At 71.3% G+C, this 19,114-nt stretch carries 12 protein-coding genes; 1 reads left to right on the forward strand and 11 read right to left on the reverse strand.

Translation table 11 applies throughout. The features are described from left to right. Positions 1–264: 264 nt before the first annotated feature. From AC3IPY_RS14480 to AC3IPY_RS14510, 7 genes are all read right to left on the reverse strand, one after another. Positions 265–954 (reverse strand): hypothetical protein, encoded by a 690-nt coding sequence (locus AC3IPY_RS14480; RefSeq protein ID WP_489184978.1) that lies wholly within the window; start codon positions 952–954, stop codon positions 265–267. Positions 955–1,175: 221 nt separating this feature from the next. Further along, positions 1,176–1,994 carry an alpha/beta fold hydrolase gene (locus AC3IPY_RS14485; protein ID WP_489184979.1) on the reverse strand — a complete coding sequence of 273 codons (819 nt, stop codon included), beginning with the start codon at positions 1,992–1,994 and terminating at the stop codon, positions 1,176–1,178. Continuing rightward, the gene (locus AC3IPY_RS14490) at positions 1,991–2,653 is read right to left on the reverse strand and encodes an isochorismatase family protein (RefSeq protein ID WP_489184980.1); all 663 of its coding nucleotides are present in this window, start codon (positions 2,651–2,653) and stop codon (positions 1,991–1,993) included. The genes AC3IPY_RS14485 and AC3IPY_RS14490 overlap by 4 nt, the downstream gene beginning before the upstream one ends. Positions 2,654–2,785: 132 nt before the next feature. Then, positions 2,786–4,513: a D-alanyl-D-alanine carboxypeptidase/D-alanyl-D-alanine-endopeptidase gene (locus tag AC3IPY_RS14495; protein ID WP_489184981.1), complete on the reverse strand. Its 1,728-nt coding sequence runs from the start codon at positions 4,511–4,513 to the stop codon at positions 2,786–2,788. 147 nt (positions 4,514–4,660) lie between these two features. Continuing rightward, complete coding sequence (locus tag AC3IPY_RS14500; protein WP_489184982.1) at positions 4,661–5,644, reverse strand: Gfo/Idh/MocA family protein; 984 nt, start codon at positions 5,642–5,644, stop codon at positions 4,661–4,663. Between the two features lie 141 nt (positions 5,645–5,785). Then, a complete protein-coding gene (locus tag AC3IPY_RS14505) occupies positions 5,786–6,748 on the reverse strand; it encodes an N-acetylglucosamine kinase (protein ID WP_489184983.1) in 963 nt (320 codons plus the stop codon). A gap of 252 nt (positions 6,749–7,000) precedes the next feature. Further along, positions 7,001–12,913 carry a GH92 family glycosyl hydrolase gene (locus tag AC3IPY_RS14510; protein WP_489184984.1) on the reverse strand — a complete coding sequence of 1,971 codons (5,913 nt, stop codon included), beginning with the start codon at positions 12,911–12,913 and terminating at the stop codon, positions 7,001–7,003. A gap of 229 nt (positions 12,914–13,142) precedes the next feature. Here AC3IPY_RS14510 and AC3IPY_RS14515 point away from each other — a divergent pair, with 229 nt between their 5' ends. Continuing rightward, positions 13,143–14,180, forward strand: a complete 1,038-nt coding sequence (locus tag AC3IPY_RS14515) for a LacI family DNA-binding transcriptional regulator (protein ID WP_489184985.1) — start codon at positions 13,143–13,145, stop codon at positions 14,178–14,180. A gap of 85 nt (positions 14,181–14,265) precedes the next feature. Here the strand turns inward: AC3IPY_RS14515 and AC3IPY_RS14520 are convergent, their stop codons facing one another. The 4 genes from AC3IPY_RS14520 to AC3IPY_RS14535 are packed head-to-tail and all read right to left on the reverse strand — an operon-like array spanning position 14,266 to position 19,008. Then, the gene (locus AC3IPY_RS14520) at positions 14,266–15,684 is read right to left on the reverse strand and encodes an ABC transporter permease (RefSeq protein ID WP_489184986.1); all 1,419 of its coding nucleotides are present in this window, start codon (positions 15,682–15,684) and stop codon (positions 14,266–14,268) included. Next, the gene (locus AC3IPY_RS14525) at positions 15,681–16,358 is read right to left on the reverse strand and encodes an ABC transporter ATP-binding protein (RefSeq protein ID WP_489184987.1); all 678 of its coding nucleotides are present in this window, start codon (positions 16,356–16,358) and stop codon (positions 15,681–15,683) included. The genes AC3IPY_RS14520 and AC3IPY_RS14525 overlap by 4 nt, the downstream gene beginning before the upstream one ends. After that, a complete protein-coding gene (locus AC3IPY_RS14530; protein WP_489184988.1) occupies positions 16,355–18,016 on the reverse strand; it encodes a permuted SH3 domain-containing protein in 1,662 nt (553 codons plus the stop codon). The genes AC3IPY_RS14525 and AC3IPY_RS14530 overlap by 4 nt, the downstream gene beginning before the upstream one ends. 17 nt (positions 18,017–18,033) lie before the next feature. After that, on the reverse strand, positions 18,034–19,008 hold the full coding sequence (locus AC3IPY_RS14535; protein WP_489184989.1) for a hypothetical protein: 975 nt from the start codon (positions 19,006–19,008) through the stop codon (positions 18,034–18,036). Positions 19,009–19,114: the final 106 nt, after the last annotated feature.

Consider the following 19,114-nt stretch of genomic DNA (forward strand, 5'->3'; position numbering starts at 1 on the left):
GTCCTGAGTTAGCTGCACCCGGCCTCAGCGGGCGCATGTCGACAACTCAGGACGCTCGAACGACACGCCGTGATCTAACGGGCGACACGCCCGCAACCGCCCCGATGTCCTGAGTTGCCAGCACTCGATCCGGGGCAGTGCATCGAGACGACGATCCGGCAGGCACCACCGGCTCCGAATCCGGCAGACACCGCGACGACGAACGCCGCCCGGCGGCCCGAACCTCGGGACCCGCCGGACGGCGTCGTCAGCACGCGAAGCGACTCAGTTCTTGAAGAAGACCGGCTCGCCCTCGTAGTTGCTGAACGGGTTCTCGTCGGCCGAGCTGTTGCCCGTCCAGATCATGCCGGCGATCGGCTCGCCGCCCTCGACCGAAGCCCCGACCATGCACTGGTCGAGCACGGCCGTTCCGGCGTCGAACTCCTTGGTGAACGATTCGCTCTCGCACTCGTCCCAGCCGATGACGCTGACCTCCTGCGCTTTCGCACCGGTCGCATCGGCGGGGCGGAAGTCGGTGTAGTTCGCGCTGTAGGCGATCTCGTCGCCCGAGACCTTCTGCTGCTGGTAGCGGATGAGCGAGATCTTCCAGCCCTTGAGCTCGGGGATCTCGGCGACCAGGGTGGCCGTCTGCGCCTCGGTCGCCGGCTCGATGCTCACGAGCTTCGTGTTCAGCACGGCCTTCTTGTCGTCGTAGTTGACGAACTCGTAGGTGCCCCAGTCGCCCAGCGCGACGGTCTGCCCCGGCTGCAGGAGTTCGCCCTCGACGGCGTCGCCGGCGGAGCCCGCGTCGGACCCCTCGGACCCCTCGGCCTGCTCGACCGGTTCGGCGCCTGCGGACTCCTCGACCGCCGTGTCGGCCGCCTTCTCGTTCGACGTGTCGGGTGCCGTGGTGCAGGCGGTCAGCGCGAGCGACACTGCGGCGAGCGCGGCGAACGCGATGGATTTCTTCAGCATGCTTCTCCTCATCGAGCGGCCGAGCCCCTCACGGCCGCGATATCCCACGCTCGCCGGGCACGAGAGATCGGCACGTTCGCGAGGTGGATTGCGCACCACGCTAGGTTCTCGCCCCGACCCCACGCCATGGGGAGCGGTACCCACGCGCACGCACCACGCGCACGCACCACGCGCACGCACCACGCGCGCGCGTCTACTCGAATCCGGCAGAACGCGGCAGGTCAGGGGGCGGCGAGGAACGCGACCGCGGCGTCCTTGAACGCGCGCGCGGTGAGCGTCGACACGTGGTCGCGCCCCGGGATCGTCACCACGTCGCTGCCCCATTCGGCCGCCAGTTCGCGCGCACCGACGGGCACCGGGTCGTCTTCGCCGACGACGAAGAGCGAGCGGATGCCGCGTGGCAGGTCGAGCTTCGCACCGGCGAACCCCTCGACGACGCCGAGCAGCGCCTCGCGGTCGGCGCCGGCGGCGATCGCGGGCCGCAGCACTTGCTCGATGAGCGGATGCCCCGTCGGCTCGTCGCGGAGGAGCAGCGCGCGCACCTCGCCGAGACTCCATGACGCGAAGAGCTCGTTCGGTCCGGCGCCGCCGATGACCACGCGCCGGAGTCGGTCGGGCGCGAGTCCGGCGAACGCCGAGATCACGCGGTTGCCCATCGAGTACCCGACGGCGTCGACCAGATCGACGCCGGCCGTCTCGAGCACGGCGACGAGGTCGGCTCCGAACATCTCGGGCGCGTACGCCGCCGCTTCGACGGGCTTGTCGCTCGCGCCGTGGCCACGCAGATCGAGCGTGATGACGCTGCGGCCGGCATCGGTCAGGGCGCGCACCCAGCCCGTGCGCACCCACGTGACCTCGGCGTCGGAGGCGAACCCGTGCACGAGCAGCACGGGCGGCAGGGCGGATGCCTCGCCGGCACCGCCGGCCGGTTCGGATCCGCTCGGCGCGGACGACTCGACGCCGGCGACGCGATAGCCGATGAGCTCGCCGTCTTCGGCCTCGGCGTAGAGCAACGCGTCCCGCGACGAGGGCGGGATCACGCGGACTCCCCCGCCGCATCCGCGGCATCCGCCGACCCCGCCGCATCCGCGGCATCCGCCGACCCCGCGGCAACCGCGGCATCCGCCCCGACGATCTCGGCGCCCGCGTGCCCGAGCTCCGCGAGCGCGGCCGACGACGACGCCGCCGCGACCCCGGCGACCAGCGCGGTGAGCACGCGCACGTGCTGGCCGTGCTCGAGCGCGTCGAGGGCGCTCGCGCGCACGCAGTAGTCGGTCGCGATGCCGACCACGTCGACCTCGGTGATGCCGTGCGCGGTCAGCACCTCGCCGATGGACGCGCCCGAGTCATCCGTTCCCTCGAAGATCGAGTAGGCGGGCACGCCCTGCCCCTTGCGGATGTGCACGTCGATGCCGTCGGTCGCGAGCGCGGGGTGGTACTCGGCGCCGGGCGTGCCGGCGACGCAATGCGCCGGCCAGGTGTCGACGAAATCGGGCGCCGCGTCGACCGCGAAATGCCCGCCGTTGTCGTTCTCGCCCGAGTGCCAGTCGCGGGATGCCACGACGAGGGCGTAGTCGCCCCGATGCGCCCCGAGGTGGCGGGTGATGCCCGCGGCCACCGCCGCCCCGCCGTCGACGCCGAGCGCGCCGCCCTCGGTGAAGTCGTTCTGCACGTCGATGATGAACAGGGCCCGGGTCATGGCGTCCTCCCGCTGGTCGGGGCTCCGGGCCAGGGCACGAGCGGATGCCGCAGCCACCGGATGCCGCAGATGCATCCATTCTCCCAGTGACGCCCGGTCGCGGCATCCGCTGCTCGCGAAACCGCGCACGCACTACTCGTTCGACAGCTCGTCGCCGCAGAGGTAGAAGCCCGTCGTGAGCGTGTCGATCGCCTGCTTCGCCTCGTCGGTCACGTCGCCGAGCGCGTAGATTGCGAACGTGAGCGTCGAGCCGTCTTGGGCGAGCACGACGCCGGCGAGCGTGTAGCCCGAGTTGATCCAGCCGGTCTTCGCCGAGACGGCGCCGGCCGCGACCGAGTTGTCGCCCGCGAACCGGTCGCTGTACGAGAGCGACCCGCGCTGGTTCGAGACCGGCAGCCCGTCCATGAGCACGCCGAGGTTTCCCTCGCGGGCGTTGATCTTGATGAAGAGCTGCGTCAGGTACGACGGCGGCACGGCGTTGTCGTCGCTGAGGCCCGATCCGTCGACGATCGAGATGCCCGTCGTGTCGACGCCGTAGTCGGCGAGGCCCTGCAGCACGCCCGCGTTGATCGCGTCGAAGGTGTTGCCCGACCCGGTCTGGATCGCGACGAGCCGCGCGAGCATCTCGGCCACCGTGTTGTCGGACACGACGAGGGCCTTGTCGACGAGCTGCGCGACGGTCGGCGAGCTCACGGCGCCGAGCTGCTGGGCGTCGGCCGGTGCGGTGCCGCGGTCGATCGCGACGATGCCGCCGAGCTGATCGGCGAAGGCCTGCCCCGCCCGGCCGATCGGGTCGGTGCTGCGCCACGAGGTGTTCGCAGACGGATCGTCGCGGTCGCCGTCGACCTGCAGGGCCGTGATGTTCGACATGTAGCCGTCGTCGCGCTCGACGGTGTCCCAGCTCGCCTGGTACTCGTCGCCGCCGAAGTAGCTCGCGTCGAGGATGAGCTTGGTCAGCGGCGGGTTCGACGGGTCGGCCGCCCACGCCGTCTGCACCTGCGCGGCGAGGTCGTCGAGGTGCGCGGCGCCCGGATACACCGTCTCGGTGCCGCTCGGCGTGCGCGACAGGGTCACGTCGCCGCCGCCGACGAGCACCGCCGAACCGGGCTCGGAACCCTTCACGACCGTGGTCGTGGCCCGGTACTCGGGCCCGAGCACGTTCAGGGCGGCCGCCGTCGTGAGCACCTTCATGACGCTCGCGGTGCGCGACGGGGTGTCGCCGCCGCGGTCGTAGAGCACCTCGCCGGTCGCGGCGTTCACGACCTGCGCCTGCAGGTTCGCGAGGCGAGGGTCGGCCGCGCGGTCGGCCACCGAGCAGGTGCGGATCCTCGTGTCGATCGCGCTCGGCGCCGCGACCGCCTCGGGCGAGGGCCGCCCGGCGTCGACGGTCGGCGTGGGGGTCGACGTCTCGGTGACCATCGCGACGGGGGCGGCCTCGCGCGTGCTCGCGGCCGTGCCGGCGAACACGGCGCCGACGCCGAGCAACGCGAAGGCGACCACACCCGCCGTCACGGCGAGGGCACGGCGGTGGCGACGGAGGAACGAGGGTGCGGATGCCGCGGGGCCGACGGATGCCGCGGGAAGAGCGGATGCGGCATCGTCGGCGGCATCGTCGGCGTCGGCCACGGCGATCAACTCGGTCGCGTCATCGGGGCGAGCGGATGCCGGGGGGCCGACGGCCGCCTCGGGGCCGGCCTCATCGAGCACCTCGGTGGCGTCGGCCGATGCGGGCTCGGGCCTCTCGGGCGCGGCATCGAGGCCCTCGACCGGCTCCCCCGCGACGGCCTCGGCGGCACCCTCGGGGTCGACCGGATGACGCGTGGAATCGGGCTCGCCCGTGGCATCCGTCTCGTCGGTCATCCGGGGATTCTACGGTCCGCACCAGAGCGAAGCCTGATCACAGGCCGAAAAACCCCTGCACGCGAGGTGCCCGACGACCACGGGCACGCCGAATCGGAGGCATCCGCCGAGCTCGCGGCATCCGCAGGCCCGCGGCATCCGCCCGCGTCACTCGCCCGGGTAGCGCAGCCCGATCTGCTCGCGAACGGTGTCGAGCGTGCCCATGATCGCGACCGTCTCGTCGATCGTGAGCAGGTCGCCCGTGAGCGTGCCGGCCGCGACGAGCCGCTCGACCGCCTCGGCCTGGAAGTGCATGCCGCGCCCGACGACCTCGGACTCGTAGGTCTCGAGCACGGTGCCCTCGTGGTCGATCACGCGGAACGACGTCGGCGTGTACCAGACGCCGTCGATCTCGATGCGCGCCTCGGTGCCGAGCACGGTCGCGACGTTCGGCCCCTTGAGGTCGCTCGCCGAGACGGTGGTGGCGATGCGCCCGCCGTCGTAGCCGAGCACGACGACGATCTGCGCGTCGGCGCCGGTGGTCTTGTAGGTGGCCGTGCTCTGGATGGTCGCGGGCTCACCGAACAGGTCCCACGCGAACGAGATCGGGTAGATGCCGAGGTCGAGCAGCGCGCCGCCGCCGAGCTCGAGCGCGTTGATGCGGTGCGCGGGGTCTTCGGAGAGCTTCTGCGTGTGGTCGGCGATGAGCGAGCGCACGTCGCCGAGCGTGCCGGCCTCGATGATCTCGCGGATGCGCGCCATGTGCGGCAGGTACCTGGTCCACATGGCCTCGAGCACGAGCAGGCCCTCGGATGCCGCGAGCTCGGCGATCTCCCGCGCTTCGCGCGCGTTGACGGTGAACGACTTCTCGACGAGCACGTGCTTGCCGGCCTCGAGCGCGAGCCTGGCGTTGGCGGCGTGCATCGGATGCGGCGTGCCGATGTAGATGACGTCGACCTCGGGGTCGGCGACGAGGGCCTCGTAGCTCGCATGCGCGTTCGGGATGCCGAACTCCGCCGCGAACGCGTCGGCGCCGGCCTGCGACCTGGAGCCGACCGCGCGCACGTCGAAGCCGTTCGCCTTGAGATCGCTCGTGAACAGGTGGGAGATCCAGCCGGTGGCGAGGATGCCCCAGCGCAGTCGTTCGGTCATGCGCTCAGCCTATCGACCCCGTACCCCTTCGCTTTTCCCAGGAGCACCCGCCCGAAATGCGGCCCTTCTCAGGAGAAACCGGGGCCGAATGCCGAGCGCCGAAAAACTTCTGAGAAGAGCGGTCGGGCGGGCTGAGGGCGATCAGGCGTGCGCGCGGGAGAGGAGCGGGGCGAGCACGCTCGTGTCCGAGACCTGGGCGAGGCGCTCTGCGCCGTCGAGCGGGTCGGTGTCGGCGACGCGGACATCCGCGCCGGAGAGCTGGGAGTGGATCCCTGCCACGAAGTCGGCCACCACGTGCTCGCTCCGGAAGATGCCGCCCACCGCCCGCACCGTGGGCTCGGCCGAGCGATGCTCGCCGACGCGGCGGAGCCCGGTGAACGCGGTGAGCGCGAGCTCGCGTGCGCCGTCGGCGAGGATGTTGCGGGCCACCGCGTCCTCGTCGGCCAATGCGGCGACGTGCCGGGCGTACCGTCCGATGCGCTCCACGCGGTTCGGGTCGGCCTGCAGCTCGATGTACGCGGCCTCCACGTCGGGGAAGTCGCCGCTGACGAGGTCGAGCAGGAGGGTCTGCGGGCCGCGTCCGTCGTGGGCGCGCATCGCGGCGTCGAGCGCCTCGCGGCCAAGCCAGTATCCGCTGCCGGCGTCGCCCATGATGTTGCCCCAGCCGTCGATGCGGGCGACGTCGGCGGCGCCGACCGCGAAGGCGACGGTGCCGGTGCCCGCGGCGACGACCACGCCGCGCTGCTCGCCGAGCGCGCCGAGGTAGGCGGTGACGGAGTCGTGCGCGAGCGTGACCGACTCGACGCCGAGCTCACGGACACCGGACTCGAACAGGGCTCCGGCGTCGGCCTCGCGGCGGGTGAGACCCGAGACGCCGAAGCCGACGCTCGTCGGGCGGCATCCGCGCTGGATCGCATCGCGGATCACGTCGGCGAGCTGCGGCTGCAGCGGCAGGTGGGTGCGGATGCCTGGACCCGACCACTCCTCGCGCGTGTCGACCCCGTGGTACCGGACCTTGATGCCGGACTGGCCGGCGTCGACCGCCAGCAGGCGTCGCCCGCTGCGGTCACCCTCGTCGGATGCCATCGCTTCGACTCCCATCATGCTCGTCGTTCCTGTCTTGGGCTGCCGTGGAATGCTACCCGCCGCGGGGCGTTCCGTGGAACACGGCGGGCACCTCCGGACCCGCGGATGCCGCAGACGGAACCCGTGGCGTGAGTGCACACGCCACGGGCTCCGGCCGCGGCATCCGCTCCTCACGATCAGGAGCGGATGCCGGCGCCGCGACCACCGGCGAACCGGCGCCGACCCTTCGAGGGTCGACGCCGGCTGCGCGCGATGGGCGGCGCCGTCGGACTACGCCCCGCTCTCGATGCGCCTCGCCGCGCGACGGCGCAGGAGCATCAGCACCCCGCCCGCGAGCACGAGGAGCACCGCGAATCCGCCCAGCGTCGCCATGAGCACCCCGTCGACGCCGGTGCTGCTCAGGGCTGCGACCGAGGGCTCGGTCGGACCCGCCGTGCCGGTGCTTCCGTCGCCGGGCACCTGGGGTGCCAGCACCGTGAAGTCGAACGACACGGGAACCGCCGAGACCTCCCCGGTCACGACCACGGTGTGCTCGCCGACGGGAACCTCGGGCAGGGTGAACGTGAGGCTGAAGGCCCCGTCGTCCGTGGCCGTCGCGGTACCGACCGTGACCGGGTCGGAGTGCAGCTCGACGGTGATCTCCTCGCCGGGGGCGAAGCCCTCGCCGAAGACCGTCACCAGGTCGCCCGGGCGGCCGGAGGTCGCGTCGGAGTGCACCTGCGGCGTGTAGACCGGCTCGACCTGCTCGGGCACGACGTTCACCGTCGCCGTCGCGGGCATCGCCGACTCGGCGCCGGTGGCGACGATCGCGTAGACGCCGGGAGCGGCATCCGTCGGCACCGTCACCGTCGTGGCGACGTGACCCTCGGCATCGGCGTCGACGGTCGTGCTCACCGGGGTCGGCGTCTGCAGCACGACCTCGACGGACTCGCCGGCCTTGAACCCGTCACCGGCCACGGCCAGCTCGGTGCCCGCGAGCACCTCGTCGGCCGGGTCGACCGTCAGCGTGGTCTCGTAGACCGGCGCCGCCGCGATCTCGGCGCTGAGCGCGAGATGCGTCGTGCGTGCACTCGTCGCGACGGTCACCGAGACCGTGTACGTGCCCGCTGCCGCATAGGTGTGGCCGCCGGTGACGGTCAGTCCGTCGTCGGATGCCTCGACCTCGGCGTTCTCGGTCACGGTGCCGTCGCCCCACTGCACGCGCACGACCGGCGCGTCAGCGGAGGCATCCGCCTGCGTGACGCTCGCGAGCGTGGCCTCGAGGGGCTCCCCCGCCGTTCCGGTGAGGTCCTCGCCGGCCGTCGCCTCGAAGTCGAGGTCGGGCGAGGTCCCGTTCGACGCGATCGCGAAGACGTGCACGCGACCGGTCACCCCGGGCTCGCCCGGCTGCGTCGGCATCGTGATGCTCTCGACCGTGAGCCCCTCGGGGATCTCGTAGGGAACCGTGGAGAAGAAGAACGACGCGGTGTTCGACGGCGTCGCGCCGACGAGACGGTATGCCGACTTCACGACCTCGAGGTTGCCGTAGAGCGGCGTCGCGCTCGCGTTGCCGCCCTTCGTCCAGTCGGACAGCTGCAGCGGGATGGTCGCCGAGGTGCCATCGGTGAAGTTCACCGTCGCCGTCGTGTCCTGGTTGCGCTCGGTCGCCGCTCCGATGAAGGAGAGCTTCGTCGCGTCGTCGCCGAGGTCGATCGCGATGGTCTGGCCCGCACCCGTCGCGTTGTCGGGAGCGCCGACGGGGACGACCGGCATCGTGAAGGTCAGATCGGTTCCCGGCACGTCGTGCTCGACCCCGGCGGTCAGACCGCCATCGGCCAGGCCCTTGCGGGGGAATGAGATGCCCTTCGCGTCGCAGTTGCCGCCCACGCCGTCATCGGCGATGCACACGCTGTCGAACGCCGCGCGCAGTCCGCCCGGTTCGACGTAGTCGACCGTGATCGGAACGATCCCGGCGAAGGTGGAGACGCCGTCGGTCGCCGTGATCGTGGCCTGGTAGACCCCGGGCTCTGCATAGGCGTGACCGGCGGAGACGGGGTGGTTGCCCAGTGCCGCGGCCCCGATGGTCGCCGCATCCGCGACGGTGCCGTCGCCCCAGTCGACCGTGGCGGCGTAGCCCTCGGCGATGCCGCCCGACAGGATGCCGAGATCGAAGGCGCCCGCCACGCCCGAGGTGGCGGTGAGGCCGTCGCTGGGGCTGAAGGTGAGGGTGTTCGCCTCGGCATCGCTGCCGTCGGTCAGCAGTTCGAACTCGGCGAGCGAGATCGCGGCGCCGCCGGCGGTCACCGACAACCGGAACTGCTGGAAGGCGGCGGGGTTCGCGATCTTGAACGGCACGGTCTCGGACCGGTTCGAGAACTCGCGGTCCGCTCGGGAGTCGACCTCGGTCCACGTCGTTCCGTCGTTGCTGCCCTCGAGCGTCCAGGCCGACGGGTCGGCGCCTGGAGTCGAGCCCGACGTGATCGTGTAGAAGGTGGGCTTCTGCTTGGCGCCCTTGTAGGCGACGGTGACCGCGGGCGTGGCGCCCGCGAACGTCACCTGCGTGCGCGACGTGTCGTCGACGAGCGCCGAGACGTTCTCGCCGCCCGCACTCGAGACCGCCGCGAGCGACGGCGCGGTCGCGTCGACGAGCGGGTTCGCGACCTCGGTGCCCGCGGTGAGCGACGGCAGGCCGTCGTCCTCACCGGTGCCCCAGTCGCTCGGCTCGGAGCCCATCGTGAAGTCCAGGGTCGCGCCGGCGCTGAGGATCCGCGAGTCGATCGACGTGGACGTGTGCTCCTCGCCGTTGACGCGCAACGACTGCACGTAGATGTTCTCGGTGCTGTTCTCGGGGGCGTTGATGACGAGCGACTTGCCGTCGGCGAGCTTCACCGTCGCCTTCGTGAACAGCGGCGAGCCGAGCACGAGCTGCGTGGAGCCCACCTGCATCGGGTAGAAGCCGAGCGCGTTGAAGAGGTACCACGCGCTCATCTCGCCGTTGTCCTCGTCGCCGGCATATCCCTGGCCGATGGCGCCGCCCGCGTAGGACCGCTGCAGGGCCTCGCGCACGATCGCCTGCGCCTTGGCGGGCGCGCCCGCCTCGTTGTACATGAAGGGGATGTGGTGGCTGACCTGGTTGCTCACGCCCCACTGGCCGTAGCGACCGTCGCGGGCCTCGGCCTCCTCGTGGATCGTGCCGAGGGAGGTCTCGGGGGTCGCGAAGAACTCGTCGAGCTTGTCCTCCAGGCCCTGGTCGCCGCCGTAGAGGTTGGCGAGACCCTGGGGATCCTGCGGGGCGTGGAACGCGAAGTTCCAACCGTTCGTCTCGGTGTACGGACCCCACCACGCCTTCGGGTTGTACTGCGCCGCCGCGGTGGCGAAGCCGCCGTCGGCGTTGCGTGCCTGGAAGAAGCCGATCTCCGGATCGAACAGGTGCACGTAGGCCGTCGCCCGGTCGAGGTAGTACTCGCTCTCTTCACGCAGCTGGGCGACGCGATCGGCGGGCGTGTTCGGGTCCTCGGCCAGGGCCGCGGCCATGTTGCCGATGCCGAAGTCGTTGATGTACCCCTCGGTGCCCCACGAGACGCTCTCGCCCTGCGAGGCGGGCGTGTAGCCGAGGAACGTCGACGTGGCGAGGCTCTTGCGGCCGACGCTGTCGTTGCTCGACGGCGTGTTCGCGTTCTTGACCGCGGCGTCGTAGGTGGCGAGGGCGTCGGGCAGCGCGACGTCGCGCAGGTACGCGTCGGCGAAGGCGACATCCGAGCTGGTGCCCGTCATGATGTTCGCGTAGCCGGGCGAGGACCAGCGGGCGATCCATCCGCCGTCACGGTACTGCTGCGTGAAGCCGTCGACCAGTTCGCCGGCGAGCTCGGGGTAGAGCATCGAATAGGCCGGCCAGGTCGTGCGGTACGTGTCCCAGAAGCCGTTGTTGACGTACATCTTGCCGTCGACGATCTTCGCGCCGGTCGTGGTCGCCGTGCTCGTGCCGACCTGCGCCGACACGGGGCTGGCGTACCGGTACACGGGCTCGTCGACCGTGCCGGTGTTCTCGAACTGCGAGTTCGGGTAGACGTTCAGGCGGTAGAGGTTGCTGTAGAGCGTGCGCAGCTCGGTCTCGGAGGCGCCCTCGACCTCGATGACGCCGAGGCGGTCGTTCCACGCGGTGCGCGCGGTCTCGCGGATCTCGTCGAAGCCGTCGCCGCCGACCTCCAGGGCGAGGTTCTTCGCGGCCTGCTCGAGGCTGATCAGCGAGGTCGCGAATCGCAGCTCGACGGTCTTGTCGCCCGAGGTGTCGAAGCTCGCGTACTTCGTGAGCGCACGGCCGCCGGATGCGGTTCCGGTGGCGGTGGGCGTCGCATCGAAGCTACCCGAGACGAACATGCGGGTGCGTCCGGTGCCGCCCGCGGCGCCATTCTCGACCCAGCCCGTGACGGTGCCGTCGGCGGCGATGGAGAAGTCGCCGTCGTTGTTCGGTCCGTCGATCACCACGCTGTTGGCGGATCCCGTGAACGTGAAGCGCATGAGGGCCGCGTGATCGGTCGGGGTCATCTCGGCCGTGACGCCGTTGTCGAGCTCGACGCCGTAGTAGTCGGGCTGCGCGGTCTCGTTGTCGTGTCCGAACGTCGCCGCTCGCGTGTGCCAGTTGCCGCTCGGCGCCGAGCCGCCCGCGACGGGCATGACCGAGAACAGGTTGCGGTCGCCCATCCACGGGCTCGGCTCGTGCGAGATGCCGAGGCCCTCGAAGCGCGTGCGGTTCGCGTCGGTGTTGTCCTGCTGCCACGAGTACTCGCGTGAGGTGGCGCTGGCGTTCGTGACGGGCACGAGGAAGTTGAAGCCGTTCGGAATCGCGGTGATCGCCTCGTTCGAGCCGCGCGAGAAGGCACTCGAGGAGTTGGTGCCGCGTCGCGTGTCGACGAAGTGCGTCAGGCTCGAGTCGTCGATCGTGGCGGGCTCCGCCTCGATCGCGATGTCATCGACGTAGCCGCCGAAGGCGGTGGCATCCGCTCCACCCGGGTTGTCGTAGGAGAACTGCACGGCGGTGATCGTCTTGCCCGCGGCGACCGGGCCGAGGTCGATCTCGACCTGGTTCCACTGGTTGGGGTAGAGCACCTTGCCCGCGCCCTGGCCGTGCGCGGTCGCATCGATGCCGTAGACGTCGGTCGGGGCGAGCTCGCTCAACTCGGTGCCGTCGCTGAAGCGCAGGTTCACGGCCGAATACGTCGAGGGGTACTGCAGGTCGTTGGCCGTGAGGTCGGGGAAGATCATGTACGACAGGCGGGTGCGCTGCCCCACCGGGATCTCGACGTCGAACAGCCGATTGGTGACGGATGCCGCTCCGTCGCCGCTGTGCTCGCCGCCGAAGCGCAGCGAGTGCGTGCCGGTCCAGCCCACCCGTGCCTTCATGTTGTAGCCCGAGGTCGGACCGGTGCCGATCGTCGTGGTGATGGGCGCCGCAGGGGCATCGGGATCGACGGCGGCGATGAGATCCCAGTCGGCGAGCTGGATGATGTCGCCCGACTGGTTCACGATGCCGTCGAGGCGGTAGTGGCTGTACGCACCCGGCGTCGCGACGGTGTACGTCTTCTTCACCTTGCGATCGGCATCCGACCAGGTCTGGTTCGTCTGGGTGTCGAGGCTGGTCCAGGTCGTTCCGTCGTTCGAGCCCTTGAGCACCCAGTTCTTCGGGTCGCGGGCGGGAGCGTCACCACCGGAGGTGAGCGTGTAGGTGACCGCGGTCGACGCCGCGGCCAGCCGGTACTGCAGCCACCCGGTGGTCGAGAACACGAGCCACTTCGTGTTGGCATCGCCGTCGGCGGCCCACACGGCGGCTTCGCCGGGCGCGTTCTCACCGCTGGCCGTGACCGCCGTCACGCTCGCCAGCAGGCTGCCGCCGCTGGTGCCGTGCACGTTCTGCTGCAAGGGGGCGCCCTCGCCACCGCCGTCGGCGACGTCGAGCTCGACGCGGTTCGCGAACGGCGCGATCGCCTCGTCGGACTCGAAGGAGGTCGACCAGTCGTGCTCGCCGGGCACCGCTGTACCGGTCGCCGCGAACGCGGGCGACCCGACGGACAACGGGATGGCCGCGGCGACGAGCGCCCCGGCGAGCAGCGGCGCGGTGATTCGGCGGAGGAAGGCCGGAATCGGGCGACGGGTGGTGGCAGTGGTGCTGATCGCAGCGGTGATGCTGCGGGTGGTGCGCTCCGGCATGCGGGGCCTCTCGACACTGAACGGCTGGGAAATCGGATGCGCTGGAGGCATCCCCGCGTAAACCTAGCGAGAAAGCGTTCGATATGTCAACGTTGACCTATCGGGCATCCCGAAAGTCAGGCCGTTCCTTCCGGCGACCGCGCAGCGAGGGCCTCGAACCCTGCCGAGATATCGGGCCGGCGCATGTCATCGATGACCTATCGAACGCATCGCCCGCTATCCTGTCGACATGACGTCCACGCCTCCTCGCGCCCGAGCGACCATGAGCGACGTCGCCGCGGCATCGGGCGTGAGCCCGAAGACCGTGTCGCGGGTCGTGAACGGCGTCGGATACGTCAGTGCCGAAACATTGGAGGCTGTGCGCGCCGCGATCGACCAGCTCGGGTTTCGGCGCAACGAGTTCGCGCGCCAACTCCGGCAGGGCACCACCGCCACGATCGGGCTCGTCCTCGAAGACGTCGCCGATCCGTTCTACTCCGTGCTCACCCGCGCCGTCGAAGACGTCGCGCTCGCGCAGGATCACCTCCTGCTCTCCGCCTCCTCCGCCGAAGATCCGGCACGCTCGCGACGCATCATCGAGTCGTTCTCGTCGAGAGGCGCCGCCGGCCTCATCATCGCCCCCGCCCAGGGCACCGACCCGGCGTTCCTCCGCGCCGAACTCGACGCCGGCTGCTCGATGGTCTTCGTCGACCGGCCGGTGCCCGGCATCCGCGCCGACACCGTGCTCGCCGACAATCGCGGGGGAACCGCGGTCGGCACCGAGCACCTCATCGCGCACGGTCACCGCCGCATCGCGTTCTTCGGCGATTCGGCCTCCGTCTACACGGCGAGCGAGCGGGTCGCGGGGTATCGCGACGCCCTGACCGCCGCGGGCCTCGATCAGGACGACGAGCTGGTCGTGATGGCGCCCCCGCACGCCGACGCGGCCGCGGCACGGATCGATGCCGTGCTCGGCCTCGATGAACCGCCCACCGCGATCCTCGCCGGCAACAACCGCTGGAGCGTCGTCCTGCTGCGATACCTCAAGGAGCGCGGCACGCGCCCGCTTCCGGCCTTCATCGGCTTCGACGACTTCGAGCTGAGCGACGTGCTCGATCCCGGCATCACCGTGATCGCGCAGGATCCGGCCGCGATGGGCCAGCTCGCCGCCGAGCTCCTGCTGCGCCGGGTCTCCGGTGACGACCGCCCGACCCAGCACGTCCAGCTCGAGACCCGGCTGATCCTCCGCGGGTCCGGGGAGATCCCCGCGCCGTCGGCTTCGGCCTAGGCGCGGCGCGCGCCGACCTCTCGGGCGTGCGGCGGGCACTGACCTCTGGCGGGCGCCGACCTCTGGCGCGCGCCGCCCGCCGCCCTCAGAGTCCGGCGCGCAGCGCGGCGATCGGCTCGATGCGCGCGGCCTTGCGTGCGGGGTATGCGCCTGCGGCGAGCCCGACGAGAGCACCGAGCACCGCGGCCCCGAACACCATCGGCAGGTCGATGATCGGCGTCCACTGCTGCACGAGCGCGACGGCGACCACGGCGAAGACGCCGACGGCCGCGCCGATGAGCCCGCCGAGCAGGCCGATGACGACGGATTCGACCATGAACTGGCGGGCGATCTGGCGACGGGTCGCCCCGAGGGCGCGACGCAGGCCGATCTCGCCGGTGCGTTCGGAGACCGACAGCAGGGTGACGTTCGCGATGCCGAGCCCGCCGGCCAGCAGGGCGATCACGCCGAGGATCAGGAAGACCACGTTGATGTCGGCCTGCACCTGCTCCTGCAGCTGCGAACCGCTGCGGGGCGCCTGCACGTCGAAGTTCTCGGGCGCGTTGGGGTCGAGGGCGATGGGCGCCTGCTTCGCGACGAGCTGGCCGGCGCCCGGCGCGATGCGCAACTGCAGTTCCGTCGCGCTCCGCATGCCGAAGTCGGCCCGTGCGGTGCCGAGCGGCAGCACGACCGAGTCGAGCAGGTCGGGCCGGCGTTCCATGCCGTCGATGATGCCGATGACCGTGTACGGGCGTTCGCCGATGAAGATCGACGGCTGGCTGTCGACGCGGTTGATGCCGAGCTTCTCGGCGGCGCGCGCGCCGAGGACGGCGACCCGGTCGGCCCGCGCATCGTGCCCGGCATCGAAGAAGCGACCGGCGCTCACCTTCCCGCGCACGGCCTCGAGCAGCCCCGCCGACCCCGCGAGCAGTGCGGGGCTCAGCACCTCGGGTGCCGACGGGTCGTTGATCGGCACCGCCGTGATCTGCAGGTCGCCGATCGGCACGTCGCCCACGAGTCCGGCGCGTTCGACCCCGTTCAGCCGCTCGACCCGTTCGGGCGCGTCCCACGGCAGGGTCGTCGTCGCGATCTCGGTGCCATTGCTCGAGGTCGAGCCGGGCGTGATGATCGCCTGGGTCGCCGCCACCGCGTCGAACTGCCGGCTGATCTGCCCGGCCGCCGTCTGCGCGAAGCCGATGGTGACCACGAGCGACGCGATGCCGAGCACGGTGCCGAGCGTCGTCATGACGAGACGCCCGGTGTGGCCGCCGATGCCGTGGCTCACCTCGACGAGAAGGTCTTGCGTCGTGAACCGGTCGGCACGCGCGGTCGCCGGAAGGCTCGCCGAGCGAGCGGATGCCGCGGCTCCGCCGGTCGCGCCCGGTTCGCCGGGCTCGCCCTGCCGCCCGTCGCCTGCCGGCTCGCCGGGGCCGCCCGGCCGAACGTCGCCCACGGTCTCGCCCGCCGGCTCGTCGGAGATGCGCTCACGACCGGGCCGCAGCCATCTCGGCAGTGCGATGCTCATCGTTCGCTCACCCGTCCGTCGCCGATGTGGATGCTTCGTGCCGCGCGGTCGGCGACATGCTGGTCATGCGTGATGACGACGAGGCTGAGGCCCTCGGCGTTGAGCTCCTCGAAGAGGTCCATGACCTCGCCGGAGGTCTTCTGGTCGAGGTTTCCGGTGGGCTCGTCGGCGAGGATCAGCTCGGGCGAGGCCATCACCGCCCTGGCGACGGCGACGCGTTGGCGTTCGCCGCCCGAGAGGGTCGTCGGCAGGAAGTCCATGCGGTGCGCGAGGCCGACGCGTTCGAGGGCGGCCCGGGCACGAGGCATCCGCTCGCTTCGGGGAACCCCGCTGTAGAGGGTCGCGAGCAGCACGTTGTCGAGCACCGTGCGACGCGGCAGCAGGTGGAACGCCTGGAACACGAAGCCGATCGTGCGAGCCCTGAGGTTCGCGCGCTCCTCCTCGTCGAGGGCGCCGGTCAGCACGCCGCCGAGCCGGTACTCGCCGACCGTGGGTCGGTCGAGCAGGCCCAGCACGTTGAGCAGCGTCGACTTGCCCGAGCCGCTCGGCCCGACGATGGAGAGGTAGTCGCCGCGCTCGATCGTGAGGTTGACGCCCTTGAGCGCCTGCACCTCGGGAGGCCCGGGAAAGGACCGGGTCACGTCGATGAGCTCGACCACGGGGGCCTCGCTCATTCGCCCACCACGACCAGGTCCCCCTCGGCGACGTCGCCGGTGATCTCGACGAAGCCCTCGGCCGCGAGGCCGGTCTCGACCTCGACGAGCCGGGTCTCGTCGTCGTCGCCGACGACCTCGACCCGCGACTCCCCGCCTGGGCCGGCGGTCAGGGCGGCGAGCGGCACCGCGAGCACCTCGCCGTCGGTCGCGCCGATCGCGATCTGCACGCGCACGTTCTGCCCGCGGAGCGCCTCGACCTGCGCGTCGGTCGGCTTCACCGGCGCGAGCACGACGTCGTAGCGCGGACCGGCCTCGGCCGATTCGCCGCCGGCGGCCTTGCGAGGCTCGACCGAGGTGATCGTGGCCTGCAACGAGGACCCGTCGGGCATCGCGAGGTCGGCGAGGTCGCCGACCGTCAGCAGTTTCGCGTCGCTCTCGGCCGCGGAGGCGTTGATCGCGAGGGTGGCGCCCGAGACGAGCATCGCCGCGGACTCGACGATGCTGCCGCGCTCGACCATGACCTCGTCGACCCGTCGGGGCAGGTCCTGGAGGTAGAGCACCTCGCTCACGGGCAGGAAGGCGAGCGTGCCGGTCTCGGCCTCGGCCAGCAGTTCGTACGCGGCGTCGCGCTGCGACCTGGCGGCGTCGAGCGAGGACTGTTCGCTGCTCGTGTCGCTCGGCGCGAGTGCGGCGTCGCGTTCGACGCGCGCGAGGTTCAGCGCGTCTTCGGCCGCGGCGACCGCCCCATCGTCTCCTTTGGCCTTCGCTGCGGCGAACTCCCGCTCGGCCGCGCGGACCGCGTTGTCGAGCTGCACGCGTTCGACCGCGCTCGGTCCCGAACCGGCCGCGGCGACCGCACGCTCGGCGGCACCGACGGCCTCTTCGGCGGCCGTGACGCCCTCGCGCGCCGAGCGCACGGCGTCGGCGGTGCCCTCTGGCGACTCGGGGAGCGGGTAGCCCACCCGGTCGTAGAGCGCGGCGACCGCGGCGGCGGTCGCCGCGTCGTAGACGTCGGAGCCGGCGTCGCCCGGATCGATGCCGATGGCCTGCAACGCCTGCTTCAGCTGGGTGACGTCGGGGCCCGACAGGCCCGCTCGCAGGGTGCGGTACGCCGGAAGCTCGCCCGGCAGCACGATCACGGGCCGACCGGTCACCTCGAGCGCGATCGAGGCCGGGTCGAGCGTCGTGCCGACCTCGGGCACACGCCCCGTGACGACGGCGGGGCCGCCCAGGTCGCCGGTCTCGAGCTTGACCTCCACCGAGTCGGCGTACGCGGCGTCGCCGCGGATCGTGACGTCGTTCGACAGCGCGCGCGACTCGACCGGCACGGTGATCGGTCCTGCGTCGGGCGCCGCCGCATCGGCGGCCGCCTGTCCGGGGCTCACGATCACGAAGCTCAGACCGACGCCGGCGACGAGCGAGACCACGGCGACGCCCGCGAGCACCCAGATGACGCGATTGCCGCGCAGCACGCGGCGCCAGCCCTGCACCGCGGGATCGACCGGCGTCGCGGCAGACGCACCCGCGCCCGCTGCCGGTGCGGATGCCTCGGCGCCGACGAGTTCGTCGAAGCCGACGCCCGAGGCATCCGTCGGTTCAGCCGTCGTGTCGTCGACAGAGCCATCGCCTGCGTGAGCGTTCTCGGCAGCGCCCTCAGCCGCGCCGTCCTGCGACACCCCGCGGCGCCTGCGGATCACTCCTCGCCCTTGCCGTATGCGGCGACGAGTTCGTCGAGCTCGGCCTTGTGGTCTTCGATGAACTGCTCCTCGAGCGCGAACTGCGCCTTCAGCTGCTCATTCTGGTAATCGAGCTTCTCGCCGCAACGGAAGTCGGCGAGCGCGATGTCGATCTCCTGCTGCTTGAGCTCCTTCACCTGCTCCTCGCTGGGGCCCTCGGGGTTGTCGCCCTCCCAGAACGCGTTCTGCGCCTCCATGATCGTGTTCTGCGCGTCGCCGCGGGTCTTGAGGTCGGGGAACTGGGCGTCGGCCATGCAGGCCGACCACTTCTCGTCGAGCGCGACCATCTCGGGCTGCTTCGCGAGGGTCTCCCACATCGTGCTCATCGACTCGTTGAGGTCGCTGAACTTCTCGTCCTCCCAGTAGTTCTCGCCCTGCACCTCGTGCTGCGCGGCGCCCTCGCAACCGGCGGTCTCCCAGTTCCACTCGTAGGAGCCGTCTTCGGCGAGCTCCTCTTCAGCGGGCGGCACGCCGTAGAGCGTGGCGGAGTACGCCTCCTGCTCGCTCGGCGAGAGCGACTCGACGTACGGCTGGTTCGGGTCGACGAACTCCTCGTACTCCTTCTGCTGCTCCTCGATCTCCTCCTGCGTCTGCACGAAGCCCCAGCCGTTGGAGGCGACCCACTCCTCGGTCTCGCGCTCGGCCATGTCCTCTTCGGTGAAGACCATGCCCTGCGACTGGTCGACCGGGGTGTAGTCGAAGCCCTCCTCGGCCATGCACTCGGCCTTGAACTCCTCGGCCTTCTTCGAGTCGGCGGCCATCTTCTCCTCGTCCCACGAGCCGTACACGGCATCGAGGTACTTCGAGAGCGGGCTGTCCTTGTACTCGAGCTTGCCTGCGTCGCCGGTGGGGCCGCCGGCGCAGCCCGTGAGCACGAGGGCGGCCACCGCGGCTGCGCCGACGAGGCCTGAGAGGGATCGACGAGTGGGCACGGAGGAACTCCTTCGATTCGGGCGCAGGGACGCGCGCCGGCGCAGACGAACGCGCCGCTAGGGACGGCACTTCGAGCGAGCATATCGGCGCGGCGACACTCGTGGC

Source organism: Agromyces sp. GL_144, assembly GCF_057834305.1.